The following is a 24,933-nucleotide window of genomic DNA, read 5'->3' as shown; positions in this document are numbered from 1 at the left end:
CGACGGCCGCACCCCGCGTCCGGAAGGAGAAGCATGTACGGCACCTACCTGCGGCGCGAACTCGCCGGCCGCACCAAACAGACCGTGATCGTCGCGGTCGGACTCGCGATCGCCATCGCGCTCGTCATCGTGGTCAACGCGCTCTCGGCGGGGGTGCGCGACGCGCAGTCGCAGGCGCTGTCGTCGGTCTACGGAGTCGGCACCGACCTCACCGTCACCGGGGCGCAGACCGAGCCGGGCGAAGGCGGCGGCGGTCCGCGCTTCGACTTCGGCGCCGACGACGGCGCCACCAGCGACGGGACGACCACCCTCAGCCAGTCGCGCCTGATGACCGACATGATGCGCGGCACGCTCGACGCGTCGACCGTGACCACGGTGACGGGTCTCGACGGGGTGACGGCCGCGACCGGCGCCCTCGCCCTCACCAACACGACGTTCTCGGGCGAGATCCCCGACCGCAGCGCCGACACCGGCACCGGCACCGGCACCGAGCAGGGACAGGGCATGGGCCAACCGCCGGCGGGCGGCCCGGGCGGCGACGGCGGCAGCGCCTTCGGCGTGGACTCCTTCAGTGTGCTGGGCGTCGACCCGGCGGCATCCGTCGGCCCCCTCTCCTCCGTCACGGTCAGCGAGGGTCGTGCCCTGGAGGCAGCGGATGCCGGAACGAACGTCGCGGTCATCGACGCGACGTACGCGGCGAGCGCCGGACTGAGCCTCGGCGGCACCGTCGACGTGGGCGGCACCGCGATGCAGATCGTCGGCATCGTCGCCTCGGCTTCGGCCGACGCCGACACCGCCGCGAACGTCTACCTCCCCCTCGACGTGGCCCAGACGCTGGCCGGGGTCGGCGACGTGGTCTCGACCGTGTACGTGCAGGCCGATTCGGCGGATGCCATCGACCAGGTGCAGAGCGAGCTCACCGCCGCGCTGCCCGACGCGACGGTGAGCTCGCAGTCGGAGCTCGCCTCCACCGTCTCGGGGTCGCTCTCGAGCGCCTCGACGATGATCTCGAACCTCGGCACTTGGCTCAGCCTCGTCGTGCTGCTGGTCGCCCTGGCCCTCGCGGTGCTCTTCACGATCTCGGGCGTCGCCCGCCGCACGCGCGAATTCGGCACGCTCAAGGCCATCGGGTGGTCGAACGCGCGCATCGTGCGGCAGGTCGCGGGCGAGTCGCTCGTCCAGGGCCTGCTCGGCGGTGTCGCGGGTCTGATCCTCGGGCTCGGCGGCATCCTGGTGGTCAACGTCATCTCGCCGACCGTGTCGGTCGCCGCGAACACCTCCGGTAGTGCACAGGGCGGGCCGGGAGCCGGCGGCCCCGGCGGATTCGGTCAGGCGGCCGCGCAGGCCACCGACATCGTCCTCAGCGCCCCCGTCACCCCGGTCGTCGTGGTGGCCGCGGTCGGCATCGCCGTCCTCGGCGGCGTGCTCGCCGGAGCGTTCGGCGGATGGCGTGCTGCACGCCTCAGCCCCGCCGCCGCCCTCCGTTCGGTCGCGTGAGCGGCATCCCCCGTCCTTCGAAGGAGACATCATGACCCTCACCGTTCCCACCGCCACCGCCACCGCGTACCGCCTCGCGCAGGTGACGCGCACGTACCGTCAGCGGGATCGCACCGTGCAGGCTCTCGCGGGCATCGACCTCGAGATCGCCGCGGGCGACTTCGTGACCATCCAGGGCCCGACCGGCGGCGGCAAGTCGACGCTGCTGCAGATGCTCGGCGCCCTCGACCGGCCCTCGAGCGGGTCGGTGGCCCTCGGCGAGGTCGACATCGCACGGGCGTCGAACGCGCAGCTGAGCCGCCTGCGTGCCGAGGAGATCGGCTTCGTGTTCCAGGGCTTCAACCTCATCCCGACCCTGACGGCGTCGGAGAACGTCGACATGGGCCTCGAGCCGCTGCGCCTCGATCGCGGCGAGCGCGACCGACGCGTGACCGAGGCGCTCACGCGCGTGGGTCTCGCCGACCGCGCCGATCACCGCCCGGGAGAGCTCTCGGGCGGGCAGCAGCAGCGCGTCGCCATCGCGCGGGCCGTCGCCAAGCAGCCGCGGGTGCTGCTCGCCGACGAACCGACGGGCAACCTCGACGAGAGCATGCGCGACGAGATCCTCGACGTGCTCGAGACGCTCAACGCCGAGGGGCTGACGCTGGTGGTCGTGACGCACGACTCGGCGGTGGCCCGCCGCGCCCGCCGCCGGCTGCGCCTGGCGAAGGGCGTGGTGACCGACATCACGCGCGGCTGAGGCGGGCGCGGAGGTGCCCGGGGCGCGGAGGTGGTCCTTCGCGCCCCGGTGCCACTCTCCACCCCGGGCCCCGGCGCAGCGCCGGCCCTGCGCAACGCCGAGGCCCCTTCGCGACGCGAGGCCCCTTCGCGACGCGAGGCCCCTTCGCGACGCGAGGCCCCTGAGCCTGTCGAAGGGGCCGGGCCCGCACCAACCCCGGTGGCTTCGACGAGCTCAGCCACCTCCCTGCGCCCCCACTCCCGGTGGCTTCGACGAGCTCAGCCACCTCGACGCCCCCTCCCGACCGAACCGTCAAGTCCCGCCGCGGACGCGGCATCCACCCCTACAGTCGAATCACGCCGACCGGAGGGATGCAGTGCCATGGCCGCCCGCAACACCCGCCTCATGCGGTGCACACCCGACGACCTCTTCGCGGTGCTGTCCGACGGGTGGCTCTACCCCGTGTGGGTCGTCGGCGCCGCCCGCATGCGCGACGTCGACGCGGAGTGGCCCCGCGAGGGCAGCCGCATCCATCACTCCCTCGGCGTCTGGCCCGTGATGATCCACGACGAGACCGAGATCGTCGAGTGGGACCCGCCGCGACGACTCCGGCTGCGGCCGGAAGCCGGTCTCCTCGGTCGAGGCGTGATCCGCATCGATGTGCGCCCGCACGGCGACGGGATCGCCGTGACGATCCTCGAGGAGCCGGTCTCGGGTGCCGCCGCCCTGCTGCCCTCGCTGCTGTGGAAACCGATGCTCGTGGCGCGCAACCACGAGTGCCTGAACCGCCTGGCATTCCTCGCCGAGGGCCGCCGGGAGGAGCGGGAGGCACGCGAACTCGACCACCGCACCGAGACGCCCGACCCCGCGGAGGGGACCCCGTCACCGCAAGCGGCGGAAGACGTCCGCGAAGCCGGCGTGTGACCCTTACGGCCCTTCTCGAACAGCACTGAGTCGCCGCGCGGTCCTCGCGCCTCTCGGTCGTTCCGAGAGATGATGCGAACACGCACATCACCGCCGACGCGTCGAGGGAGGAACCGATGGATGCCGATGTCATCATCGTGGGCGCGGGGCTGGCCGGCCTCGTCGCGAGCAACGAGCTCGTGCGCGCCGGCAAGCGGGTGCTGCTCGTCGACCAGGAGAACGCGTCGAACCTCGGCGGGCAGGCGTTCTGGTCGTTCGGAGGGATCTTCCTCGTCGACTCCCCCATGCAGCGCCGGCTCGGTGTCCGCGACTCGTTCGACCTCGCGTGGCAGGACTGGCAGGGCTCGGCCGGGTGGGACCGGCTCGACGGGCCGCACGCCGAGGACGAGTGGGCGAAGAAGTGGGGACGCGCCTACGTCGAGTTCGCCGCCGACGAGAAGCGCGCCTGGCTGCACGAGCACGGCGTGCGCTTCACGCCCGTCGTGGGATGGGCGGAGCGCGGGTCGCTCTCGGCCGCGGGTCACGGCAACTCGGTCCCTCGCTTCCACGTGCCCTGGGGCACCGGCACCGGGATCTCCGAGCCGTTCGCCGACCGTGCCCGCGCCGCCGCGGCGGAGGGCGCCCTCGATCTCCGTTTCCGCCACCGGGTCGATGCCCTGGTGTTCACGGACGGCCGGGTGACCGGCATCCGTGGGGCGATCCTCGCCCCCGACGACTCCGCGCGCGGGGTGTCGTCGTCGCGCGACGAGGTGTCGACCTTCGAGCTGTCCGCGCACGCCGTGGTGATCGCCACGGGCGGGATCGGCGGAGATCACGACCGCGTCCGTGCCTGGTGGCCGAAACGGCTGGGGACCCCGCCGAAGAAGATGGTCACGGGCGTCCCCGCGCACGTCGACGGGCGCATGCTCGACATCGCGGAATCGCAGGGCGTGCGCCTGGTCAACCGCGACCGCATGTGGCACTACACCGAGGGCGTGCAGAACTTCGCGCCGGTGTGGCCGGGCCACGCGATCCGCATCCTCCCCGGTCCCTCGTCCCTGTGGCTCGACGCGCGCGGCCGCCGTCTGCCCACACCCGGCCTCCCCGGATACGACACGCTCGGCACCCTGCGCCTGCTGCGCACCACCCCCGACCTCGCCGACTACGACTACTCGTGGTTCGTGCTCGACCAGACGATCATCAAGAAGGAGTTCGCCCTGTCGGGGTCGGAGCAGAATCCCGACATCACCGACCGTGACCTGGGGCTGCTCCTGCGCAGTCGGCTCGGTCGCACCGCGCCCGGGCCGGTCGAGGCATTCAAGACCCGGGGCGTCGACTTCGTCGTCGCCGACACCCTCGGCGACCTCGTGGGCAAGATGAACGCGCTCACGGGCGACGGTCTGCTCGACGAGGACGCGATCCGCCGACAGATCGTCGACCGCGACCGCGAGATGGTGAACCCCTACGCGAAGGACGCGCAGGCGATGGGCATCCGCAACAGCCGAAGGTTCCTCGGCGACCGCATCTTCCGCACCGTGAAGCCCCACGCACTGCTCGACCCGCGCCACGGACCCCTCATCGCGGTGCGCCTCTGGATCGTGACGCGCAAGTCGCTCGGCGGCATCCAGACCGACCTGAGCGGACGGGCGATGGATGCCACGGGCCGCCCGATCGAGGGTCTGTACGCCGCGGGAGAGGCGGCGGGATTCGGCGGCGGCGGCGCCCACGGCTACAACGCGCTCGAGGGCACCTTCCTCGGCGGCTGCCTGTTCACCGGCCGCACCGTCGGTCGGGCCCTCGCCGCGGCGCTGTGAACCGGGGCATCCGACCGAATCGCCACGGCCGCGAGGGCCGCCCGACTCGTCAGCTCTCCGGCCGCGTTTCCGCCCCGGTCGACCCGGGCTGCTCGGTCCTGTGCTGCAGCTCGTCGACGAAGAGGTTCGCCTCGTCGGTCGTGCGGTTGCGGTAGGCCGCCCGACCCACCATGTGCGCCGCGAGCGGAGCCGTGGCGAACTGGATGAGCACGATCGGGATGCCGAAGGCCACCACCTCCCACGTGCGCAGCGACAGCGCGACCGCGATGACGATGAGCAGTACGCCCAGCACCTGGGGCTTGGTCGCCGCGTGCAGACGCGTCGGGACGTCACGCCAGCGCAGCAGCCCCAGCGTCGCCGTGAGGCAGAGCACGGCGCCGATCAGCACGAGGACGAGGGCGACGGTGTCGAGCACCGATTCGAGGGTCACCGCGGGTTCTCCTTCCGCGCGACGAAGCGGGCGACGGCGATCGAACCGAACACGCCGACCGCCGCGATGATGAGCATCGCGGGCAGAGAGCGCGTGTGATGGTTGATCACCATGTCGGCACCGAGGATGCAGATCACCTCGGTGAGCAGCACGTCGGCGGCGACCGCACGGTCGAGGATCGACGGGCCGATCACCAACCGGATGAGGGCCAGCACCGCAGCGACGGCGAAGACGACGAGGATGACGACGACGAGGGCGGTCACAGCAGGGTCCTCCCCTCTCGCGGCGATTCGATCGAACTGTGGTGATGGGTCGAGCTGTCGGCGATGCGGGCGCGCAGCTCCTGCAGCTCCTCGCGCGAGCCGACGGCGCGCGTGATGCGCGCCTCCCAGCCGAGCACGATGCGGCGCTGGTGCTCGGCATCCTCTTCGCTGCGCACCCCGATCGTGTGCAGATACAGGGTGCGGTTCTCGCGGTCGACGTCGACGATGAGCGACCCCGGGATGAGGGATGCCGTCACCGCGGTGTGGGCCATGATCACGTCGTCGTCGACCCGCAACGGCACCGCGATGATCGCGGCGCCGGGCTGGCGACGGAAGTCCAGCACCTGCCAGGCCACGATCAGCGACCCCTTGACGACGGCACCGAGGAACGTGACGACGAAGATCACGCCGTACCAGAGGTTGATGCGACCCGACAGCTCCACCGGGGGCAGACGGAACACGCGAGTGACGAAGACCGCCATGACGAGACCCGTCACGAAGGCGAGCCACGTGAACTGGCCCCACAGCAGCATCCACAGAGCGATCAGCCACAGCAGGAGCGGCAGCTGGTGCAGGAAAAGCGACACCTGCGCGCGGCGGGTGGGGCTCATCGCGGGTCCTCCGCATCCTGCAGCTGCACGAGGGTGACCCCGCCGTAGATGCGCTCCCCAGCCCGCAGACACGCGTCGAGAAGGGGGCCGGCGAACACCGTCAGCGAGATCGTGACGATGACCATGCCGGCGGTCGCGACGGTCATGATGCGCGGGATCGTGCGTCGCTCGGTCGAGATCGTCGCCGCGGGGGCGTTGCCGAGGTAGGCGATGCGCTCGCTCGTCTCGGCCGAGTCGTCGTCTTCGCGCCAGAACGAGAGGTTCCAGGCGCGCATGAGCGCGTACAGCGTGAGGATCGAGGTGACGATACCGCCCACGATGAGCACGATCATGACCGGCGTGCCCACCTGGGCCGCGGCGTCGAACAGCGCGTACTTGCCGATGAAGCCCGAGAACGGCGGGAGCCCGCCCAGGTTGATCGCCGGGATGAAGTACAGCACCGCGAGCAGCGGAGCCGCGCGCATGAGTCCCTTGACCTTGAGGATCGAGGTGCTGCCGGCCCGGCGCTCGATCAGCCCGACGGCGAGGAACAGGGTCGTCTGCACGATGATGTGGTGGACGATGTAGTAGATCGTCGCGCCCACCGCGAGCGGTGTGTTGATCGCGAGGCCGAAGATCATGTAGCCGATGTGGCTCACGAGCGTGAACGACAGGATGCGCTTGAGTTCGGCCTGGGCCACGGCGCCCAGCACGCCGACGATCATCGTCGCGAGGGCCACCATGAGCAGCAGGAAGTTGATGTCGTTGTCGACGAACAGCTGCGTCTCGGTGCGGATGATCGCGTAGACGCCGACCTTCGTCAGCAGGCCCGCGAACACGGCCGTGACCGGGGCCGGTGCCGTCGGGTACGAGTCGGGCAGCCAGAACGACAGCGGGAACACCGCGGCTTTGATGGCGAAGGCCAGCAGCAGCATGAGGTGCAGGATCGTCTGCGTGTCCTGCGGCAGCATCGCCATGCGCTCGCTGATCTGCACCATGTTGACGGTGCCCAGCGCCCCGTAGACCATCGCGATGGCCGCGAGGAACAGGATCGACGACACCAGCGACACGACGATGTAGACGACGCCGGTGCGGATGCGGGACTCGGTGCCGCCGAGGGTGATGAGCACGTACGACGCGACGAGCAGGATCTCGAAGCCGACGTAGAGGTTGAAGAGGTCGCCGGCGATGAAGGCGTTGAAGATGCCCGCGCCCAGGATGAGGTACGCCGGGTAGAAGATCGAGACAGGGGTGTCCTCGTCGTTGTCGGCCGCCCCCTGACCGATCGAGAACAGCAGGACCGCGAGCAGGACGATGCTCGTGACGACCACGAGCAGAGCGGCCAGCACGTCGACGTAGAGCACGATGCCGAGGGGGATCTGCCACGCGGCGATCGCCACGGCGATGGGGCCGTTGGTGTCGACCGCGACGAGCAGGATCGCGCCGAGCACGAGCACCGCCGCGAGGGACGCGACCGACACGACGATCTGCGTCTTCTTGCGACGACCGAAGATGAGGTTGATCGCGGCGCCGATGAGCGGGATGCCGACGAGCAGGGGCACGAGGGCGCTCACGAGCGATCACCGTCCTGGGGGTCGCGGGGGGCCTCGGGGTCGTCGTCGGATGTGCGGCGCCGGACGGCCACGCGGTCGACCGGCGCGTCGTCGACGAGGTGCGACAGATCGCCCTGGTGCAGCACGCGGATCGGGTTCGCGACGTCGCCCACGAAGTCGGTGGTGACGTCGTCGTCGTCGGAGCGCGATTCCTCGTCCATCGCGTCCTCGACCTCCTCCGCCGTACGGGTGCGCAGGGCGACGTCGTCCGCATCGTCGACGACCGTGTCGGCCTGACCGAGCTGCCACGAGCGGTAGATGAGGGCGAGCAGGAAGGCCGAGATCGCGAACGTGATGACGATCGCGGTGAGCATGAGGGCCTGCGGGAGCGCATCCGACATCTCTGCGGCATCCGTCTCGCCGTCGTAGAACGGGGCGATGGCCGGTCGCCCCATGACGATGAGCAGCAGCAGGTTGGCGGCGTTTCCGAGCAGCAGGAAGCCGATGAGCACGCGCGTGAGGCTGCGCTCGAGCATCGCGTAGACGCCGCACGCGAAGAGCACGGCCATCACGATCACCAGCACGAGGGAGATGTTCACGGGTTCACCACCTCCGCGTCCTCGGGCAGTTGCGACTGCCGGTCGACCTCGGCGCCGAGGCTGCGCAGCACGTCGAGCACGAGGCCGATCACGACGAGGTAGACGCCGATGTCGAAGATCGTGCTCGTGACGAACTCCCAGTGACCGATGAGGGGCAGCTCCCCCTCGAAGGTGAAGCTCTGCAGGGGGGCGAACCCGAAGAACATCGGCACCAGGGCGCACAGCACGGCGATCGCCATTCCGGCGCCGAGGAGGCGACCGGCGTCGGTGGGGGCGGCGGCGCCGAGCTCCCAGCGCCCACCGGCGATGTAGCGCATGACGAGGCCCAGACCGGCGACGAGCCCACCGGCGAAGCCGCCGCCGGGGAGGTTGTGCCCCGCGAAGAGGAGGTAGAGCGAGATGACCATCACCGTGTGGAAGAGCACGCGGATGATGATCTCGAGCAGGATCGACCGGTTCTCGGGCTGCACCTTCGCGCCCGACACGAGCCAGGCCCGCGGCGCCCCGGTCTCGCCGACGCGCTGCGCGCGGACGCCGCTGTCGGTCTCGACGAGCGGACGGCGACGTCCGAGACCCGTCCGACTGCGCGCGGTGCCGGAGCGGCGCGAGAGGTTGTCGCTGCGATCGGTGATGAAGACGAGGGATGCCACACCTGTCGCCGCGAGCACCAGCACCGACAGCTCGCCCATCGTGTCCCATCCGCGCAGGTCGACGAGCGCGACGTTGACGACGTTGCGGCCGTGGCCGATCTCGTACGCCAGCGGGGGCCACTCGAGCGAGATGGGGAGGTCCTGACGGGCTCCCGTCGCGACGATGGCGACCAGGGCCATCGTGAGACCGACGCCCGCGCCGAGCACGGCCCGGGCCAGCGGCGCCACGGAGGCGTTCTGCTCCCCCATGCGCGCGGGCAGACGCCGCAGCACGAGGGCGAAGACGACGAGGGTGACGGTCTCGACGAGCACCTGCGTGAGGGCGAGGTCGGGGGCGCCGCTCGTCGCGAACAGCACGACCAGACCGAGTCCGGTGACCGAGACGAGCGCAACGCCCGTGTAGCGCTTGCGAGCGCGCACGGCGAGGATGCCGGCGGCGATCATCAGCGGGGCGGCGATGAGCTGCGTCGGGGAGTGCCAGGCGTCCAACTGCGCCCGCCACTCGGCCGAGGCGAACAGGGCCGTGCCCTCGGCGATGACGAGCACGATGAAGATCGTGCCGACGTAGAAGGGCAGCGAACCCCGCTGGAAGCGTGCGGTCACCCACTCCGAGGAGTGATCGATACCGCGGAGCGCGACGTTGTACACATCGTTCGCCGTGAAGGGGAGTGCGCGGCGCCGCTTGTGCAGCTGCGTCTTGCGCACGAGCCAGAAGATCCCCGCGCCGAGCGCGAGCGTGCCGAGCGAGATGAACAGCGCCGGCTCGAGACCGTGCCAGAGGGCCAGATGGTACGGGTACTCGGGCGCGGCGACGCCGGGCGTCGCCTCGGGAAGACCGTCGGCGTAGGGCGCCAGCCAATGGTCGACGACCGGGGCCAGCACACCGAGCGCGAGCGAACCCGCCGCCAGCAGCACGGGCGCCGAGAGGAAGCCGATGGGCGGGTCGGGCCACTCGGTGGTCTCGACGTCGCGCTTGGTCCAGTACGCGCCCCACAGGAACCGGATGCCGTACGCCGCCGTGAGCGCCGAGCCGAGCACGATTCCGATCAGGGCGACGGTCCCCCACCCCGCGCCCGCCTCGGCCTCGTGCAGGAGGGCGGTGAGCGCGGTCTCCTTCGCCACGAAGCCCAGCGTCGGGATGACGCCCGCCATCGATGCGATCGCGACGAACGACGCCGTCGCCATGACGGGAGCCTGCCGACCAAGACCCGACAGCTGCCCGATGTCACGGGTGTTGAGCTGGCGGTCGATGACGCCCACGACGAGGAAGAGGCACGACTTGAACAGCGCGTGACTCAGCAGCAGAGCCGCGCCGGCGAGGGCGGCATCCCGCGTTCCGTAGCCCAGCATGACGGTCAGGAAGCCCAGCTGACTGACCGTGCCGAACGCCAGGATCCGCTTGAGGTCGCGCTCGCGCAGGGCTTGGAAACCACCGAGCAGCATGGTGAAGACCCCGAGCGCGATCAGCGTCGGTCGCCAGAACGGCGTCTCGGCGAAGCCCGGCGCGAGGCGCGCGATGAGGTAGATGCCCGCCTTCACCATGGCGGCGGCGTGCAGGTACGCGCTGACCGGGGTCGGGGCCGCCATGGCGCCGGGGAGCCAGAAGTGGAAGGGGAAGATGGCCGATTTGCTCAACGCCCCGACGATCAGCAGCAGCACGGCGATGTCGACGACCGTGCCGGTGGGCGGGTCGGCGAGGATGGCCGACAGGCTCGAGGTACCGGCCTGCACGACGAGCAGCACCACGCCGATCAGCATGACCAGGCCGCCGAGCGTGGTGACCAACAGGGCCTGCAGAGCCGCCCGTCGGCTGGCGGCACGTGCGTGGTAGTAGCCGATGAGCAGGTACGAGAGCACGCTCGTGACTTCCCACAGCATGACCAGCACGACGACGTCGTCGGTCAGGACGAGGCCGTACATCGCGCCGGCGAAGGCGAGCAGCACCGCGGAGAACTGCCCGACGCCCTTCGTCTTGCCGCGGAAGTACCAGCGGCAGTACAGCATCACCAGGGCGCCGACGCCGGTGACGACGAGGGTGAGGATCCAGCCGAGCACGTCCATGCGCATGGAGAGCGAGACGTCGATCGCAGGGATCCAGCGGTATTCCTCGAAGGGAATGTTTCCGGCGAACACGGCGGGAGCGAGCACCAGGGCGTGGGCGAACGCCAGGGCCGGGAGAACGGCCGCGACGTAGAACGCGCGCGCACCGATCCTCGAGACGAGCCACGGGAGGAGCAGAGGGAGAGCCGTGAAGGCGCCCAGGAACATCAGCATGTGCGGGCCTCCTCGGGGTCGACGGGCGAATGCCCGGGCTCTCGGGGTGTCGAACCTATTCTATGCGGAGCATGAGAGTCCGTGGACCACGGTTTCTCATGTGGTAGGCGGTGGGGCCGTCGTCGTCCCCACGCGGAACGTACAGGTCAGGTCGAGGCCGGAGGGTTCGTCGTCCTCCAGCATCGCGGCCACCGCCTCACCCGCCGCCCGCCCCTTCGCGGTCGCGGGTTGCACGAGGGTCGTGAGCACGTGAGGCGCGAGGCCGTCGACCACCACGCCGTCGAAGCCGGTGACGCTGACGTCGTGCGGAACACGCAGCCCGGCCTCTTCCGCCGCGCGGATGACTCCGGCGGCGAGCAGATCGCTCTGCGCGATCACGGCCGTGGGTCGGCGCGACGGGTCGCCGAAGATGGTGCGTCCCGCGATCGCCCCCTCGTCGATCGAGCTCGTCGCCGCGGCGAGCACCGGCGCCCGGGGGAACACCTCGCGCGCACCCGCCAGGCGGTCGGCGGTGACGTCGACGCGGACGGGCTCGTCGGCCGTCACCCATCCGCGGCGTCGCGAGGTGTCGATGGGGAGGGTCACGATGACCACGTCGCGGTGGCCGAGGTCGGCGACGTGCTGGGCTGCGGCACGCTGCGCCTCGGCGTTGTCGAGCAGCACCTGCGGGACACCCTCGCCCGCGTCGCCCTCGACGACCACCACCGGGATGCCACGCCCCCGGACGATCTCGAGGGAATCGCGCATGCGGGGGCTGCACCCGATCAAAACCGCCGCGTCGATGGGTGCGGTGTGCAGAGAGGGCTCACTGACGGTCTCGCCGTCGTCGCGCAGGAGCAGCAGCGCAGCGCCGAGGCGCGAGACGCCGTCGGCCAGGCCGTCCATCATGTGCGTCGTGACGGGGTCGAGGAACGCCGTGCCCAGGTGCGTGTCGAACACCACGCCGACGATCCCGCTGCGACCGCGCCGCAGCGAGGCCGCGCGCGGATCGGGCCCCGTGTAACCGAGCGCATCGGCGGCGGCGAGCACGCGTGCGCGGGTCGCCTCAGAGGTGGGCGTCTTCCCGCTGAAGACCACCGAGGCGGTCGACGGGGAGACGCCGGCCTCACGGGCGACGTCGCTGATGGTGGCGCGGCGGGTGCTCACGGCCCGATCGTACCCGCGACGCACGGTGCCGCCGAATCGATTCGATCGATGTCGAATCGATTCGGTACAGTGTCGGCATGCTCACCTCTCTCACCCGCTCCCAGCTCGTGCGCTGGCACATCGCGATCTGCGCCATCTTCTTGGCGAGCGGACTGAGCATCTCGACCTGGGCGTCCCGGGTCCCCGCCATCCGCGAGTCGCTCGGCATCGAGAACTCCGGGGTCGGCCTGCTGCTGCTCGGTATGGGCGTGGCATCCATCATCGGCCTCTCCATCGCGCCCGCGGTGATCGCACGCCTCGGTGCGCGCACCGGAATGCTCGTCGCGCTCGTACTCGTCGGCGTCGGACTCGGCGTCATCGGGTTCGGCGCCGACACACTGCAGGTCTTCGGCGTCGCCCTCGTCGGCCTCGCCCTCTTCGGCTTCGGCAACGGCGCGGTCGACGTGATGATGAACGTCGAGGGGGCCGCCCTCGAGAAGGCGACCGGCCGCACCATCATGCCGTTGCTGCACGCGTTCTTCAGCTTCGGCACGGTCATCGGCGCAGGCCTGGGATTCGTCGCCGTCAGCGCGGGGATCCCCGTGCTCGCGCACTGCGTCGCGATGGGTGTCGTCATCCTCGTGGTCGCCTTCGTCTCCGTGGCGAACGTGCCGCGGGCCGAGGTCGCGATGGACGCCCCCGCCGCCGAGGAGCGCGCGCACTGGCGTGATCGCCTCGCCACCTCGCTCCAGGCGTGGCGCGAACCGCGCACCTACACGCTCGGCGTGATCATGCTCGGCATGGCCTTCGCCGAGGGCAGCGCGAACGACTGGCTGCCCTCCGCCGTCGTCTACGGCCACGGCGCCCCCGAAGAGGCGGGTCCCGCCGTGCTCGCGGTGTTCTCGGTCGCGATGACCGTCGGTCGCATCGCGGGCGGCCCGGTCGTCGATCGCCTCGGCCGCGTGATCGTGCTGCGCGTGCTCGCGGCGACCGCCGCCGTGGGTCTGCTGCTGTTCATCCTCGCGCCGTACGGACCGCTCGTGTTCGTCGGCGCGGCACTGTGGGGCCTCGGCGCGTCGCTGGGATTCCCGATCGGCATGTCGGCCGCCGCGGACGACCCCGCCAAGGCCGCTTCCCGCGTCGCGGCCGCAGCGACCATCGGGTACGTCGCATTCCTGTGCGGCCCGCCCATCCTCGGCTGGATCGGCGACCACATCGGCCTGCTGAACACCCTGTTGATCGTGGTCGGGCTGATCGTGGCATCCGGGCTCTTCTCCGGCGCGGCGAAGCCGCTCGTGGTCGACGAGGCGAAGGTCGACGAGGCCGCACGCCGCTGACGCCCGACGAGGCGGACACCGGCGAGCGCGATTAGGCTCGTCGGGTGCGTCTCGTCATCGCCCGTTGCTCCGTCGATTACACCGGCCGTCTCAACGCGCATCTCCCCCTCGCCACCCGCCTGCTCGTGCACAAGAACGACGGCAGCCTGCTGGTGCACTCCGACGGCGGCTCCTACAAGCCGCTGAACTGGATGAGCCCGCCGTGCAGCCTCACGCGCGAAGACCCCGACGAGGTCGACGTGGAGGACGGCGTGATCGAGCGGTGGCGCGTGACGCACGCGAAGACCGGTGACGCCCTCCTCGTCCGCATCCACGAGATCGTGCACGACACGGCACACGACCTCGGGGTCGACCCCGGGCTCATCAAAGACGGCGTCGAGGCCGACCTGCAGCGCCTCCTGGCCGAACAGGTGTCGGTCGTGGGCGAGAACCTCACCCTCGTCCGTCGCGAATATCCCACCGCGATCGGCCCGGTCGACCTGCTGCTGCGCAACGACGACGGTCCCGGCACGGTCGCCATCGAGGTCAAGCGCCGCGGCGACATCGACGGGGTCGAGCAGCTCACGCGCTATCTCGAGCTGCTCAACCGCGACCCGCTCCTGGCGCCGGTGACGGGCGTGTTCGCGGCGCAGGAGATCAAGCCCCAGGCTCGCGTGCTCGCCACCGACCGCGGCATCCGGTGCCTCACCCTCGACTACGACGAGATGAAGGGCGTGCAGTCGGGGGCTCCGCGGCTGTTCTGAGGTCGCCCGGTCGTCCCTCTCGACGCCCGGGGCCGGCTTTCTGCGGACCGCTCTGCTCCGTCCCCGCGACGGCCCCGACGCTGAGACCCACCCCGCACGGCTCCGCCGGTAGCGTGGTCGTATGCGCGTTCGCTCTCCCTTCTCCTGCATCCTGTGGGACGTCGACGGCACTCTCGTCGACGCATCGGAGGGGATCCTCCGCCGTCTGGCCATCACGCTCGAGCACTTCGGCCACCGGGCGCCCACGCGCGGCGAGCTGTCGCACTGGATCGGCCCGCCGATGTTCGAATCGTTCCAGGCCAACGTCGGCATGACCCCCGAGGAGGCGACCGCGGCGGTCGTGTTCTACCGCGAGCTCAACAAGAGCGAGGGCTACACCGTCAGCGCGCAGCTCTACCCCGGAGTGGCCGACCTCCTGCACGATGTGCACGCGGCCGGAGTGCCGCAGTCGACCGCGAGCTCCAAGCCCGAGGTGCAGGTCGTGGCGCTCATGAACCACTTCGGCGTAGCCCCCGACCTCGAGGCCGTCGTGGGGGCGACCCTCGACGAACGAACCCTGAGTTCCAAGGCCGACATCGTCCGCGAGGCCCTGCGTCGTCTCGCCGCCACGGGGGCCGACGTCTCGCGCCCCGTGCTGATCGGCGATCGGCATCACGACGTCGAAGGCGGGGCGGATGCCGGTGTGCCGGTGATCTTCGTCCGCTGGGGCTTCAGCTGGCCCCACGAGGCCGACGGTGCTCAGGCCGCCGTCGACGACGTCGCGCAGCTGCGCTCTCTGCTGCTGGTGGAGGACCCCGCCGGTGCCTGACCTCGGCGCGGCACTGCCGTTCGTCGTCGCCCTGGTCGCGGTGCTCGTCGTCGCCGGGGTGGTCGCTCTCGTCGTGCGGGCGACGCGCCGATCGCCGCGCGCGCGGGCGGCCGCCGACGAGGCCGTCGCGGAGGCGGCGGAGGCGCTACGGCGCCTCGACGACGCCGTCGACGACCTCGACGTGGCCTTCGAGGCGGTCGACGCCCTCGACGCACCCGACGCACCCACCGACCTGCGACGCGGGCGCACCGCCGCGCACCGCGCCCGCGACCGCGGCTTCACCGACCTGTGGGCGCTGGACGACCGCTCCGCCGTCCCCGCTCGTCGGCGGGACCAGGCCCGACGGATCGGCCGGGACCTCGACACGAGCCGCGCGCGGATCGACGCCCTGCAGAGCCGCCTCGACGAATGGGCGGCCGAAAGCCGACTCCCCGCCGCCCTGCGCGACGCCGCCCGGGTGCGCCGCGACGGTCTCCTCGAGGCGACGGGCGATCCGGATCCTCTGCTCGGGGCGCTGCGCCGACGCTTCGATGCGTCCGACTGGATCGACGCACAGCGCGCCGCTGACGCCGCGGCCTCGGCGATCTCCGACGCCGACGCGGCACTGCGCGACGCCGAGACCGACCCGACACCCTCCGTCCTTCGTCGCGCGACCGCGGCGCTGCGTCGTGCCGAGCGGAACGGGCGCGCCGTCGAAGACGTGCACCGCATGGCCCTGCAGGCGGCCGAGAACGCCGACGCCGAGCTCGCGGCCGCCCGCGACGAGCTCGATGCAGCGATCGCGATCGCGAGCGCCCGACCCGCGGAGTGCACTCCGTCCGCCGACGAGATGCTGCGGGCGGCCGCCCGCGAGCTCGAGACCGCCGCCACAGCTGCCGTGCACCGCCCGCGCGAGGCGATCGCTACCGTGGCGCGCGTGCGCGAGACGCGCGATCGCGCTCTCGGCGCTGCCGTCAACGCACGTCAGCGGCTCGAGGCCGCTCGCGCGGCTCTTCCCGGCACGCTCGCGTGCGCGCGAGCCGCCCTCGCCGCCGCGGACGCGCGCGACGACCTCCCCCCCATCGCCGACCGCCTGCAGCTCGCGCGAGCCCGGCGCGAGCTCGCCGCGGCCCGCGCCGCCACCGACGCCGCCGAGGCCTTGGCCAACGCGCGCGCGGCGTGGCACGCCGTTCCGGGCGCTCTCGACTGAGGCAGCGTCGCCGCACCGTGCAATATGGTGAGCGCTATGGCGGACTCCTCCCCCATCCGACGCCTCTCGGTCGTCGCCCGGCGCGTACCGGTCACGCTCGGGCTGATCACCGTCCTCATCCTCTGCGGGGTCATCGGAGGCGGCCTGTGGTCGCCGTTCTCGGCATCCTCGATGTACGCCGATGTCGCCTACGGGCTCCCCGCGTTCGCCGAGGGCCGGTGGTGGACCCTGGTCACGGGGACGTTCTTCGTCTCGGCGCCCTGGGTCTACCTCGCGGGCGTGCCCGCCGTGGCGATCATGGCGTTCTTCGAGTACCGGCGGGGTAGCCGCGTCACGGCGGTCTTCTTCGCCGGAGGCCAGCTCTTCTCCGTCCTGGCGTCCGCGGGATTCCTCGCCCTCGCGTCGCTGCTGCCGTGGGCGTGGGCGCAGCAGCAGGCCGTCGCCCTCGACGTCGGCCCCTCCGGCGGCGTCTTCGCGTGCATCGCCGGGGCGCTCGCCCTTCTGCCGTCACCGTGGCGGTTGCGTGCGTGGACCGTGTTCATCGCGATCCTGGCCGTGACCTTCGTCTACTACGGCTCCCTCCCCGACCTCGAGCACGTGCTCGCCGTGAGCCTCGTGCTCGCCGTCGACCGCTCGCTCCGGCCGCAGCGGGTGAGCGTGCGCGAACAGCGGCTCATCGCCTTCGTGGTGGTGTGCGGCCTGGGCGCCTTCGAGATCCTCGGCTACGTCGCGCCGATGACAGGTCCCTTCGGCAGCTCGGCGGCGACCTCCGGATCGTGGATCGACGTCGCGATCAACACCGCGGTCGTGCTCGTCGTCGCCACGTCACTGCGCCGCGGTCGCCGGTGGGCCTGGGTCGTGGTCCTGGTGTACTGCCTCCTCAACGTCCTGCTCGTCCTCGCGGTCATCGGCCTCCTGATCGCCGTCGGTCTGTCCGGTATCGAGGCCGAGATCGACACCGACGTCACGAGCGTGCTGGCGTCGTCGGTGCTGTGGGTCGTGGCATCCGTATACGTCGTGCTGGTGCGCGGGGCGTTCCGCGCCCGCCCGCGCGCCGCCCTCGGCGACGCACCGGCGCCGACGCTCGACGACGTGAAGACCGAGCTGCGTGCCAGCGGTGGCGGAACGCTGTCGTGGATGACGACGTGGGACGGCATGTCGTACGCCCGGTTCGGCCGCGGCATCGTCGCCTACCAACGCCGGTCGGGGGTCGCCCTGGCGCTGGGCGACCCTCTCGGTCCCGACGCCGATCGCGCCGCCACCGTCCGACGGTTCATCGAGCGATCCGAGGCCGCCGGCCTGGCGCCCTGCTTCTTCAGTGCCGGCGGGGCGACGAGCGCCGCCGTTCCCCCCGACTGGCGCCGCATCGTGGTCGCCGACGACACCGTGGTCGATCTGCCCGGTCTGCAGTTCACCGGCAAGGCCTGGGGCGCGGTGCGCACGTCGCTGAACCGCGCGCAGCGCGAGGGCATGACCTTCCGGCTCACGCGCCTCGCCGACGAACCGTGGGGCGTGCGTCAGCAGCTGCGGGCCATCTCCGAGAGCTGGGTGGGCGACAAGGGACTGCCCGAGATGGGCTTCACCCTCGGCACCCTGCACGAGGCCTCCGACCCCGAGGTGCGCCTGGCCCTCGCCGTCTCCCCCGACGGCGACGTCGACGGCTTCCTCTCGTGGCTACCGGTCTACGGCGAGGGAGAGGTGCGGGGATGGACCCTCGACCTCATGCGACGGCGCGACGGCGGCTTCGGCCCCGTCATGGAATACCTGATCGGATCGTCGGCGCAGCAGTTCTCGGCCGAGGGCGCGCAGGTCATGTCGCTGTCGGGCGCTCCTCTGGCTCACGAGTATCCCCCGGATGCCGGGGCCATCGCCGATCTGCAGACGCGCATGGCCGACATGCTCGAGCCCGTTTACGGGTTCGCGTCGCTCCACCGCTTCAAGCAGAAGTTCCACCCGCGGTACGAGACGATGTATCTCCTCTACCGCGACGAGGCGGACCTCACGAGGATCGGGGCGGCGCTCACGCGGGCGTTCCTGCCCCACGCCACGATCCGGCAGTTCGCGGCCGCCGGGGTCGAGCTCGTCCGCCAGGAACGCTGATCGCCCCGACCGCGAAGGAGCGTGCGGGCGGGGCGGCATCGGCCGCAGCCGACGGCGTCAGAGCGGGCGGATGTCCTCCGCCTGCAGGCCCTTGGGGCCCTGGGCGATCTCGAACTCCACGCGCTGGTTCTCCTCGAGCGAGCGGTAGCCGCCCGACTGGATCGCGCTGTAGTGCGCGAAGACGTCCTGTCCGCCGTCATCGGGGGCGATGAAGCCGAAGCCCTTCTCCGAGTTGAACCACTTGACCGTGCCCTGCGTGCTCATCGTGATGCCGTTTTCCCCTTTGAGCCGACGCCGAGCGCGCCGGTCTGTGCCCCCACGGTAACGGCCGGAATCCTCCGGCGCACGGCACCGTGACACAAACGTTGCGGTCGGAGGAATGCGCCGGAATGACGGGGGAATTGTCCTGAGCCCATACGACGCCCGGGCTGAGCAGAGCTCGAAGCCCGGGCGTCGACGGATCCCCCCGGATATGCCACGCGATGCGTGACGGCGATCACTTTACCGGCGCGCGAGCGTGCGCGCGACACGAAAACGAAGAATCAGTCAGTTATGTCGATGTTCTGTGCTAGCGATGAGTCGTAAAATCCGGCTGATGGATGGTCGGCGGCGTGCTTCGGCCCTCGTCGACGCGGCGTACCGCTCTCTCGGCGAGGCCATCGTCGACGGTCGCCTGCAGCCCGGCGACCGTCTGCGCGACGTCGAACTCGCCGCACTCATGGGCATCTCGCGCACTCCCGTCCGCGAGGCCCTCCAGCGCCTCGAACGCATCGGTCTCGTCGAGGTCGCCGCCAACAGATACACGCGTGTGGCCTCCCTCACCGACCGTGCCCGCACGGACATGCGCGAATACGCCGCCCACACGATCGCCGGCGTGCTGCACGTCGCCCTCGATCGCGCGACCGACGAGGAGATCGCCGAGACGCTCGCTCTCCTGGACGCCCTCCGCGATGCCCCGTCATCGCGTACGTATGTCGGGGCGATGATGGCCCTGTACTCGCAGCTGGTGGCCGAATCGCGCAATGTCGTCTTCCGGAAGGCCTTCGAGCAGACCGATCTCGTGCTCCGCCGCAATCTGGACGGATGGGAGAGCATCGACGACGACACCCGCGAACCGCTGTTCCGGCATCTCCGCGAACAGACCGCGAGGCGCGACGCGAACGGCGCCAGCTGGACGTTCCTCGCGCTGCACGGTTTCGCCTGACGGCACAAGGTCTCACCCCGCACCGCGCCACGGCACTACCGTGACGGCATGCCCCACATCGAGCTGCGCGCCCTGACCGACGACCACCGGGATGCCGCCTTCGACGCCGTGTCGGCCAGCAGGTCCTCCTGGCCGCGCGGTGTCTTCGAGGGGCGGGCCTCTTTCGACGAGTGGGTCGACCGCCCCGACGTCGAGGTGTACACGGTCTCGGAGGACGGCCGGCTCTCCGGCGTCGCCGCCGCGATGGACGTCGACGGCGACCGCGAGATCCTGCTCGCCGTGACACCGGATGCCGGGGACGAGGCGCCGACGGAGGCCCTGCGCCAGCTGACCGTACGGGAGGCCGAGAGGCCGCTCTACGCCTGCGTGTCGGTCGACGACGAGCCCGCTCACGACATGCTCGCGCGCATCGGTTTCGTCGAGCACGAACGCGATGGGGCGGACGTGGTCTACGTCCTCCCGCCGACGCTAGAGTGACGCGGTGCCGACGAACGACGACCTCACCCGCGTCCTGACGCGTCCCCGCTCGCTGGCGGTCTTCGTCGCGATCGTCTTCCTCGTCACCACCGTGCAGGCGCTGACCAACCCGCTCGCGGGGCTGCTGGAGGGCGAGTTCCCCTGGGACGGACCCGTTCCCTTGGCCGCCGTCGTCGCCCTCGTCGTCCTGGGCTGCGCGGCCCAGAGCGCGTTCCTCTTCCTCAGCGCCCGCGCGCCGGTGGTCGCCGTCATCGGCACCGCGGCCTGCTACGTCGCTCTCGTCGTCGGCCTGTCCATCCCCCGCTGGCTCACCGCTCTCCCGCTCGTGGTGGCGGTCACCGTCTTCCTCCTCGCCGTGAGCAGGCGACCGCTCGTCGCCGTCGGGTGGTCCGTCACGGTGGTCGCCGCGGTGAGCCTCTCCCTCTTCGGGTGGGCCCTTTCGACGGGCGTCCCCCTCGGCATCGTGGGCAGCTTCGTCCTCGAGGCCGTCCTCGCCTTCGGCACCCCGATCGCGGGCGCGGCAGCCCTGGGCATCTGGTGGGCGCGGCGCATGCGCGTCCTCCGACGCACGCGCGACGAACTCGCCGCCGCCGCCGAGCGCCATGCCGCCGAGATCGAGCGCGTCACCACCCTCGAACGCGCGCGCATCGCTCAAGAGCTCCACGACGTGGCCGGTCAGCACCTCGCCGGATTGCTCTCCCTCGCCGATGCGGCCGTCGACATCGACGTCCTCGACACCGCGCAGGCGACCGAGCTCATCGCCGAGATGCGGGCCGAGGGGCGCTTCGCGTCGGCCAGCCTGTACGCTGCCCTGCGAGACCTCCGCATCCAGAACGGCTCGCGCGTCGGACCGACCCTCGACCTGCGTTCCCTCGACGGCCTGCGCGACTTCTGGGCGGCGCGGGGCATGAGCATCGAGATCGAGGTGCGCGGATCCATGGCCGACCTCCCCGCGATGGTCTCCACGACGGCGTACCGCGTCGTGCAGGAGGCGCTCACGAACGCGAGCAAGCACGCCCCGGGAGCCGCGACGCGAGTCGATGTCGAGGCGTCCCCCGCCACCCTGCATGTCGCCGTGCGGAACGCCCCCGCCCTCGTCCCCCGCACGGCGCCGGATGCCGGGGGTCTGGGATGGGGACTGACCGGCATGGCCGAGCGGGTGGACCTGATCCATGGCACCCTCACCGCCGGTCCCCGCGACGACGGCGGATGGTCGGTCACCCTGCGCGCTCCCGTCGGCGCCTTCGACGCGGTTTCGCTGTGACAGCCGCCGAGCCCGAGGTCAGCGTCCTCATCGTCGACGACAACCGCACCGTCCGCCGCGGCATCCGCCTGCGGCTCGAGAACGCCCGGGGGATCCGCGTCGCCGGAGAGGCGTCGAACGGACAGGATGCCGTGGTCCTGGCGCGAGCCGAGCGCGTCGACGTCGTGCTCATGGATCTGCACATGCCCGGCATGGACGGCATCGAGGCGACCCGTCGGATCACGGCCGAGCGCGCCGATCGCTGCCGAGTGGTCCTGCTGACCAGCGAGGTGTCCGACTCCTTCCTCGTCGATGCCCTCGAGGCCGGTGCCAGCGGGTATCTGCTGAAGGGCCACGACAGCGACCAGCTGCTGCCTGTCATCCGCGGCACCGCGGCCGGCATGGCGACGATCTCGCCACTCGTCGCCCCCCGGCTGCTGCGCGAGCTCCGCGAGGCGCGGCCGACGCCGGCCGATCCCGCACAGCTCGAGTTGCTCACCGCCGCCGAACGGCGCGTGGTGGGGCTGTTGAGCAGCGGCGTGACCTCCAACGACGACATCGCGCGCCATCTCTCCGTCTCGGTCAACACCGTACGGAGTCAGACGGCGGCCGCCCTGCGCAAGCTCCACCTCGATGACCGGACGCAGCTCGCGCTCTGGGGCGCCCGGAACGGCCTCGATCGTCGCGACGCGTAGTCCGAACGGATGAAATCGCGACCGGTCCCCCTGCCGGATTCCGCACCTCGCGAGGAATCGCGCGCCGCGTTCGCGACGAATGGTGCGCGCGGGCGGCGGGAACGCGCCAGAATGCTGCTCACAGCGGCGTGGCTTCGCCGCTCATCCGCGCGGGGCCGGGAGTTTGGGGGCGGCCCCGCGCGGCCACACCGGTCCCGTGCGGACGCCGCTGCGTCAGCGCCGGGACAGCATCGCGACGATCGGGCGGTGGTCGCTTCCGGCGTCATCGAACCCCGCGATGACGGAGAACCCGTCGACCGTCCATTCCGAGCCGACGAGCACGTGGTCGATGGGGGCGCCGAGCAGCGCCGGGAGCCGGACGGGCCACGTTCCCACAGCGGCCGAGCCGGCGGCGGCGGCGGCATCGCGGCATCCGCCCTGATCGCCTCCGGCGGCGCCGTAGCCGTCGAAGTGGTCGACGGTCGCGTTGAGGTCGCCCGCGACGATCACATCGGCGGCGGCGCAGGCATCGGCGATCCAGGCCAGCCCGGCGTCCCACTCATCCAGGACTGCGGGCAGGGGAGGCATCGGATGCGCGGCGACGAGCGTCGGTCCCCCGCCGTCGACCGGGCGCCACAGGCCGCTCGGCAGTCCGGGCGTCGATCCCGCGCGGACGTCTCGCGTGTAGACGCCGAGCGTGTCGGAGATGAGGATCGAGGTGGGGATCGTCTCGCCGCCCTCCGCCGCCCACACCGTGTCGTGGCGCATCGAGACTCCACTCGCCTGCAGGATGCCGACCACCTCCGCCGCGGCGAAGGCATCCGTCTCGGGCAGGCTCACGACGTCCGCGCCCGTCTCCCGTACGGCGCGCGCGATCCGCTCCGGCGAGACGGATCCTCCGAAGGTGTTCCAGGCCATGACGGTGAGCTCCCCGTCGGGCACGGCCGCGCCCGGGCCGCGCACCGCGAGCACGACGCCGTTACCCACCGCCGCCGCGACGAGCGAGAGGGCGAGGGCCGCCGAAACTCCCCAGCGACGACGTCGCACCGCGATCGCCGCGCACGCGAGGGCCGCCACGGCGAGGCCGATGGCCAGTGGAGCCCGGAGGGAGATGGCGTTGGCGACGAGCGGGAGACGATGGATGCCGATCCCCTGGGGCCAGATGGCGGCGGCGGCCGCGACCGCACCGAGCAGCAGCGCGATGACGAACGAGGGGCGGGGTCTGGTCGGCATCCTGATCAGTAAAGCGCGCCCGTCACGCGGTTCGCACGTCCGCTGAGACGGCGGCGTGCTCGGACGCCGGATCGACGTCGCCGTCACGACGCGCGAGGGCCCGGGACGCGGTTCCCCGCCCCGGGCCCTCGGGTCACGTGATCAGCGCGCGGCGCGACGCCCCACGATGAGGCCGTAGATCAGCAGCACGATGATCGATCCGCCGATGGCCAGCAGCCACGTCTGGATCGAGAAGAAGTCCTGAAGCGGGGCGTTGAACAGCAGTCCACCGAGGAAGCCGCCGAGCAGGGCGCCCACGACGCCGAGCACCAGCGTGATCAGCCAGCCGCCACCCTGCTTCCCGGGGAGGATCAGCTTGGCGATGGCGCCGGCCAGGAGGCCGAGGAGGAGAAATCCGAAGAATCCCATGTTGTCGTTCCTTTCGCGAGTGAGAACCGAAGCCCGCGCACGGCGGGACTCATTGCATACAGCCTCCTCCCAGGAAAGCGTTTCGCGGGGTGGGTTGCATCGGCGCTGATTGTCTGGTTCGCGCGAGGCGCGATCGGCTGTTCGCATAGCGTGGGGCGGATGGCCGACCATCTTGCCGACCGCCGTCCCCCTCTCCGCCCCGCGCTCGACCTCGGGCGAGGCCTCCTTATTGGGGCTGTCGAAGTCGTCCCGGGGGTGAGCGGGGGCACGGTCGCCCTCATCGTCGGCGTCTACACCACCCTGATCGAGGCCGCGAGCCACGTGGTGCGCGCCGTCGTCGCCCTCGGCGACCTCCCTCGGGGGCGGGGCATCAGCCGCGCGCGGGCGCATCTCGCGGCGGTGCGCTGGAGCGTCGTCGCTCCCGTCCTCGTCGGCATGGTGCTCGCCGTCGTCCTGGGCGCGCGCGTTCTCGCTCCCCTCGTCGAGGAGCACCCGACGGCGACACGGGCCGTGTTCGGCGGGATGATCGCGGCATCCCTCCTCATACCGGTGCGCCTGCTCGGCCGGTCGTGGACGTGGCGGCTGTCCCTGCTCGCCGGCTTCGCCGCAGCGGGAGCCTTCCTCGTGACGGGCCTGCCGTCATCGCGGGTGATCGATCCGCCCCTCCTGCTCGTGGCCCTCGCCGCGGCGGTCGCTGTCTGCGCCCTCGTGATGCCGGGGTTGTCGGGCGCGTTCCTGCTGCTGGTCTTCGGGCTGTACGAGACGACACTCGTCGCCGTCAATGAACGCGATGTCCCGTACATCCTCGCCTTCGCCATCGGGGCGGTGGTGGGCCTCAGCCTGTTCGTGAACCTGCTGCGGGTGCTCCTCGCCCGGTTCCGCGAGATCATGCTCGCGCTGATGACGGGCCTCATGCTCGGCTCCCTCCGCGCCCTCTGGCCGTGGCAGGACGCGTTCGGGCAGGCGACGCCGGCGGGACCGGATGCCGTCCCGATGGCGTTGCTCGCGCTGGGGGGCGCCGCGGTGGTGCTCCTCGTCGTCACGATGCAGGCGCGACTCGACCGTCCGCGCCGTTGAGCTCTTCGTCCCCAATCTGTGGAC

24 protein-coding genes are annotated in these 24,933 nt (G+C 71.4%); 14 read left to right on the top strand and 10 right to left on the bottom strand.

The window, feature by feature from the left end; translation table 11 throughout:
* Positions 1-33: 33 nt before the first annotated feature.
* The 4 genes from AB0230_RS16025 (at position 34) to AB0230_RS16010 (ending at position 4,932) form a co-directional block, all read left to right on the top strand.
* Positions 34-1,497, top strand: coding sequence for an ABC transporter permease (locus AB0230_RS16025; RefSeq protein ID WP_366376820.1), 1,464 nt, complete (start codon positions 34-36; stop codon positions 1,495-1,497).
* Positions 1,498-1,528: 31 nt separating this feature from the next.
* The gene (locus AB0230_RS16020) at positions 1,529-2,236 is read left to right on the top strand and encodes an ABC transporter ATP-binding protein (RefSeq protein WP_366376818.1); all 708 of its coding nucleotides are present in this window, start codon (positions 1,529-1,531) and stop codon (positions 2,234-2,236) included.
* A 360-nt stretch (positions 2,237-2,596) separates the two neighbouring features.
* The gene (locus AB0230_RS16015) at positions 2,597-3,139 is read left to right on the top strand and encodes an SRPBCC family protein (protein WP_363577397.1); all 543 of its coding nucleotides are present in this window, start codon (positions 2,597-2,599) and stop codon (positions 3,137-3,139) included.
* 116 nt (positions 3,140-3,255) lie between these two features.
* Positions 3,256-4,932, top strand: a complete 1,677-nt coding sequence (locus AB0230_RS16010) for an FAD-binding dehydrogenase (protein WP_315994050.1) — start codon at positions 3,256-3,258, stop codon at positions 4,930-4,932.
* A gap of 49 nt (positions 4,933-4,981) precedes the next feature.
* Here AB0230_RS16010 and mnhG read toward each other — a convergent pair whose 3' ends face one another.
* The 7 genes from mnhG to AB0230_RS15975 all read right to left on the bottom strand — a co-directional run bounded on the left by mnhG (position 4,982) and on the right by AB0230_RS15975 (position 12,437).
* A complete protein-coding gene (gene mnhG, locus AB0230_RS16005; RefSeq protein ID WP_315994051.1) occupies positions 4,982-5,362 on the bottom strand; it encodes a monovalent cation/H(+) antiporter subunit G in 381 nt (126 codons plus the stop codon).
* Positions 5,359-5,625, bottom strand: coding sequence for a monovalent cation/H+ antiporter complex subunit F (locus tag AB0230_RS16000; protein WP_315994052.1), 267 nt, complete (start codon positions 5,623-5,625; stop codon positions 5,359-5,361). Before AB0230_RS16000 ends, mnhG begins: the two co-directional genes overlap by 4 nt.
* On the bottom strand, positions 5,622-6,236 hold the full coding sequence (locus tag AB0230_RS15995) for a Na+/H+ antiporter subunit E (RefSeq protein ID WP_315994053.1): 615 nt from the start codon (positions 6,234-6,236) through the stop codon (positions 5,622-5,624). Before AB0230_RS15995 ends, AB0230_RS16000 begins: the two co-directional genes overlap by 4 nt.
* Positions 6,233-7,789 (bottom strand): Na+/H+ antiporter subunit D, encoded by a 1,557-nt coding sequence (locus AB0230_RS15990; RefSeq protein WP_315994054.1) that lies wholly within the window; start codon positions 7,787-7,789, stop codon positions 6,233-6,235. Before AB0230_RS15990 ends, AB0230_RS15995 begins: the two co-directional genes overlap by 4 nt.
* Positions 7,786-8,367 carry a Na(+)/H(+) antiporter subunit C gene (locus tag AB0230_RS15985; RefSeq protein WP_315994055.1) on the bottom strand — a complete coding sequence of 194 codons (582 nt, stop codon included), beginning with the start codon at positions 8,365-8,367 and terminating at the stop codon, positions 7,786-7,788. The genes AB0230_RS15990 and AB0230_RS15985 overlap by 4 nt, the downstream gene beginning before the upstream one ends.
* Positions 8,364-11,291: a Na+/H+ antiporter subunit A gene (locus AB0230_RS15980; RefSeq protein WP_366376814.1), complete on the bottom strand. Its 2,928-nt coding sequence runs from the start codon at positions 11,289-11,291 to the stop codon at positions 8,364-8,366. The genes AB0230_RS15985 and AB0230_RS15980 overlap by 4 nt, the downstream gene beginning before the upstream one ends.
* Positions 11,292-11,387: 96 nt before the next feature.
* Entirely contained in the window at positions 11,388-12,437 is a 1,050-nt protein-coding gene (locus AB0230_RS15975) for a LacI family DNA-binding transcriptional regulator (protein WP_315994057.1), read from the bottom strand.
* A 77-nt stretch (positions 12,438-12,514) separates the two neighbouring features.
* Between AB0230_RS15975 and AB0230_RS15970 the strand changes: the two genes are divergently transcribed.
* The 5 genes from AB0230_RS15970 to AB0230_RS15950 all read left to right on the top strand — a co-directional run bounded on the left by AB0230_RS15970 (position 12,515) and on the right by AB0230_RS15950 (position 18,593).
* The gene (locus AB0230_RS15970; protein WP_315994058.1) at positions 12,515-13,753 is read left to right on the top strand and encodes an MFS transporter; all 1,239 of its coding nucleotides are present in this window, start codon (positions 12,515-12,517) and stop codon (positions 13,751-13,753) included.
* Positions 13,754-13,797: 44 nt separating this feature from the next.
* Positions 13,798-14,496 (top strand): endonuclease NucS, encoded by a 699-nt coding sequence (gene nucS / locus AB0230_RS15965; RefSeq protein ID WP_076673136.1) that lies wholly within the window; start codon positions 13,798-13,800, stop codon positions 14,494-14,496.
* A gap of 121 nt (positions 14,497-14,617) precedes the next feature.
* Positions 14,618-15,304 (top strand): HAD hydrolase-like protein, encoded by a 687-nt coding sequence (locus tag AB0230_RS15960; protein ID WP_315994059.1) that lies wholly within the window; start codon positions 14,618-14,620, stop codon positions 15,302-15,304.
* Complete coding sequence (locus tag AB0230_RS15955) at positions 15,297-16,493, top strand: hypothetical protein (protein ID WP_366376811.1); 1,197 nt, start codon at positions 15,297-15,299, stop codon at positions 16,491-16,493. Before AB0230_RS15960 ends, AB0230_RS15955 begins: the two co-directional genes overlap by 8 nt.
* Positions 16,494-16,529: 36 nt before the next feature.
* Positions 16,530-18,593 (top strand): phosphatidylglycerol lysyltransferase domain-containing protein, encoded by a 2,064-nt coding sequence (locus AB0230_RS15950; protein ID WP_366376809.1) that lies wholly within the window; start codon positions 16,530-16,532, stop codon positions 18,591-18,593.
* A gap of 57 nt (positions 18,594-18,650) precedes the next feature.
* Here AB0230_RS15950 and AB0230_RS15945 read toward each other — a convergent pair whose 3' ends face one another.
* The gene (locus AB0230_RS15945) at positions 18,651-18,857 is read right to left on the bottom strand and encodes a cold-shock protein (protein WP_315994062.1); all 207 of its coding nucleotides are present in this window, start codon (positions 18,855-18,857) and stop codon (positions 18,651-18,653) included.
* 331 nt (positions 18,858-19,188) lie between these two features.
* On the opposite strand from AB0230_RS15945, the gene AB0230_RS15940 reads away from it, so the two are divergent.
* The 4 genes from AB0230_RS15940 to AB0230_RS15925 are packed head-to-tail and all read left to right on the top strand — an operon-like array spanning position 19,189 to position 22,212.
* On the top strand, positions 19,189-19,797 hold the full coding sequence (locus AB0230_RS15940) for a GntR family transcriptional regulator (protein WP_366376807.1): 609 nt from the start codon (positions 19,189-19,191) through the stop codon (positions 19,795-19,797).
* Positions 19,798-19,845: 48 nt separating this feature from the next.
* Complete coding sequence (locus AB0230_RS15935) at positions 19,846-20,274, top strand: hypothetical protein (RefSeq protein WP_315994064.1); 429 nt, start codon at positions 19,846-19,848, stop codon at positions 20,272-20,274.
* Positions 20,275-20,278: 4 nt separating this feature from the next.
* On the top strand, positions 20,279-21,538 hold the full coding sequence (locus AB0230_RS15930; RefSeq protein WP_366376805.1) for a histidine kinase: 1,260 nt from the start codon (positions 20,279-20,281) through the stop codon (positions 21,536-21,538).
* Positions 21,535-22,212 (top strand): response regulator transcription factor, encoded by a 678-nt coding sequence (locus tag AB0230_RS15925; protein WP_363577378.1) that lies wholly within the window; start codon positions 21,535-21,537, stop codon positions 22,210-22,212. The genes AB0230_RS15930 and AB0230_RS15925 overlap by 4 nt, the downstream gene beginning before the upstream one ends.
* A gap of 213 nt (positions 22,213-22,425) precedes the next feature.
* On the opposite strand, the gene AB0230_RS15920 is transcribed toward AB0230_RS15925, so the two are convergent.
* Positions 22,426-23,424, bottom strand: coding sequence for an endonuclease/exonuclease/phosphatase family protein (locus AB0230_RS15920; protein WP_366376803.1), 999 nt, complete (start codon positions 23,422-23,424; stop codon positions 22,426-22,428).
* A 141-nt stretch (positions 23,425-23,565) separates the two neighbouring features.
* Entirely contained in the window at positions 23,566-23,832 is a 267-nt protein-coding gene (locus AB0230_RS15915) for a GlsB/YeaQ/YmgE family stress response membrane protein (RefSeq protein WP_315994068.1), read from the bottom strand.
* 159 nt (positions 23,833-23,991) lie between these two features.
* Here AB0230_RS15915 and AB0230_RS15910 point away from each other — a divergent pair, with 159 nt between their 5' ends.
* Positions 23,992-24,909: a DUF368 domain-containing protein gene (locus AB0230_RS15910; protein WP_366376801.1), complete on the top strand. Its 918-nt coding sequence runs from the start codon at positions 23,992-23,994 to the stop codon at positions 24,907-24,909.
* Positions 24,910-24,933: the final 24 nt, after the last annotated feature.

The organism is Microbacterium sp. NPDC089190 (assembly GCF_040701795.1).
Lineage (GTDB): Bacteria > Actinomycetota > Actinomycetes > Actinomycetales > Microbacteriaceae > Microbacterium > Microbacterium galbum.
The sequence above is the reverse complement of the archived record's forward strand: the minus strand, read 5'-3'. Positions and strand labels throughout refer to the sequence as shown.

Bases quoted from the DNA above. Each gene is read 5' to 3' on its own strand.
- AB0230_RS15950 (WP_366376809.1), top strand. From the start codon at position 16,530: ATGGCGGACTCCTCCCCCATCCGACGCCTCTCGGTCGTCGCCCGGCGC.
- AB0230_RS15915 (WP_315994068.1), bottom strand. From the start codon at position 23,832: ATGGGATTCTTCGGATTTCTCCTCCTCGGCCTCCTGGCCGGCGCCATC.
- AB0230_RS15970 (WP_315994058.1), top strand. From the start codon at position 12,515: ATGCTCACCTCTCTCACCCGCTCCCAGCTCGTGCGCTGGCACATCGCG.
- AB0230_RS15920 (WP_366376803.1), bottom strand. From the start codon at position 23,424: ATGCCGACCAGACCCCGCCCCTCGTTCGTCATCGCGCTGCTGCTCGGT.
- AB0230_RS16025 (WP_366376820.1), top strand. From the start codon at position 34: ATGTACGGCACCTACCTGCGGCGCGAACTCGCCGGCCGCACCAAACAG.
- AB0230_RS15910 (WP_366376801.1), top strand. From the start codon at position 23,992: ATGGCCGACCATCTTGCCGACCGCCGTCCCCCTCTCCGCCCCGCGCTC.
- AB0230_RS15995 (WP_315994053.1), bottom strand. From the start codon at position 6,236: ATGAGCCCCACCCGCCGCGCGCAGGTGTCGCTTTTCCTGCACCAGCTG.
- AB0230_RS15945 (WP_315994062.1), bottom strand. From the start codon at position 18,857: ATGAGCACGCAGGGCACGGTCAAGTGGTTCAACTCGGAGAAGGGCTTC.
- AB0230_RS16020 (WP_366376818.1), top strand. From the start codon at position 1,529: ATGACCCTCACCGTTCCCACCGCCACCGCCACCGCGTACCGCCTCGCG.
- AB0230_RS15960 (WP_315994059.1), top strand. From the start codon at position 14,618: ATGCGCGTTCGCTCTCCCTTCTCCTGCATCCTGTGGGACGTCGACGGC.
- AB0230_RS16010 (WP_315994050.1), top strand. From the start codon at position 3,256: ATGGATGCCGATGTCATCATCGTGGGCGCGGGGCTGGCCGGCCTCGTC.
- AB0230_RS15940 (WP_366376807.1), top strand. From the start codon at position 19,189: ATGGATGGTCGGCGGCGTGCTTCGGCCCTCGTCGACGCGGCGTACCGC.
- AB0230_RS15935 (WP_315994064.1), top strand. From the start codon at position 19,846: ATGCCCCACATCGAGCTGCGCGCCCTGACCGACGACCACCGGGATGCC.
- AB0230_RS16015 (WP_363577397.1), top strand. From the start codon at position 2,597: ATGGCCGCCCGCAACACCCGCCTCATGCGGTGCACACCCGACGACCTC.
- AB0230_RS15980 (WP_366376814.1), bottom strand. From the start codon at position 11,291: ATGCTGATGTTCCTGGGCGCCTTCACGGCTCTCCCTCTGCTCCTCCCG.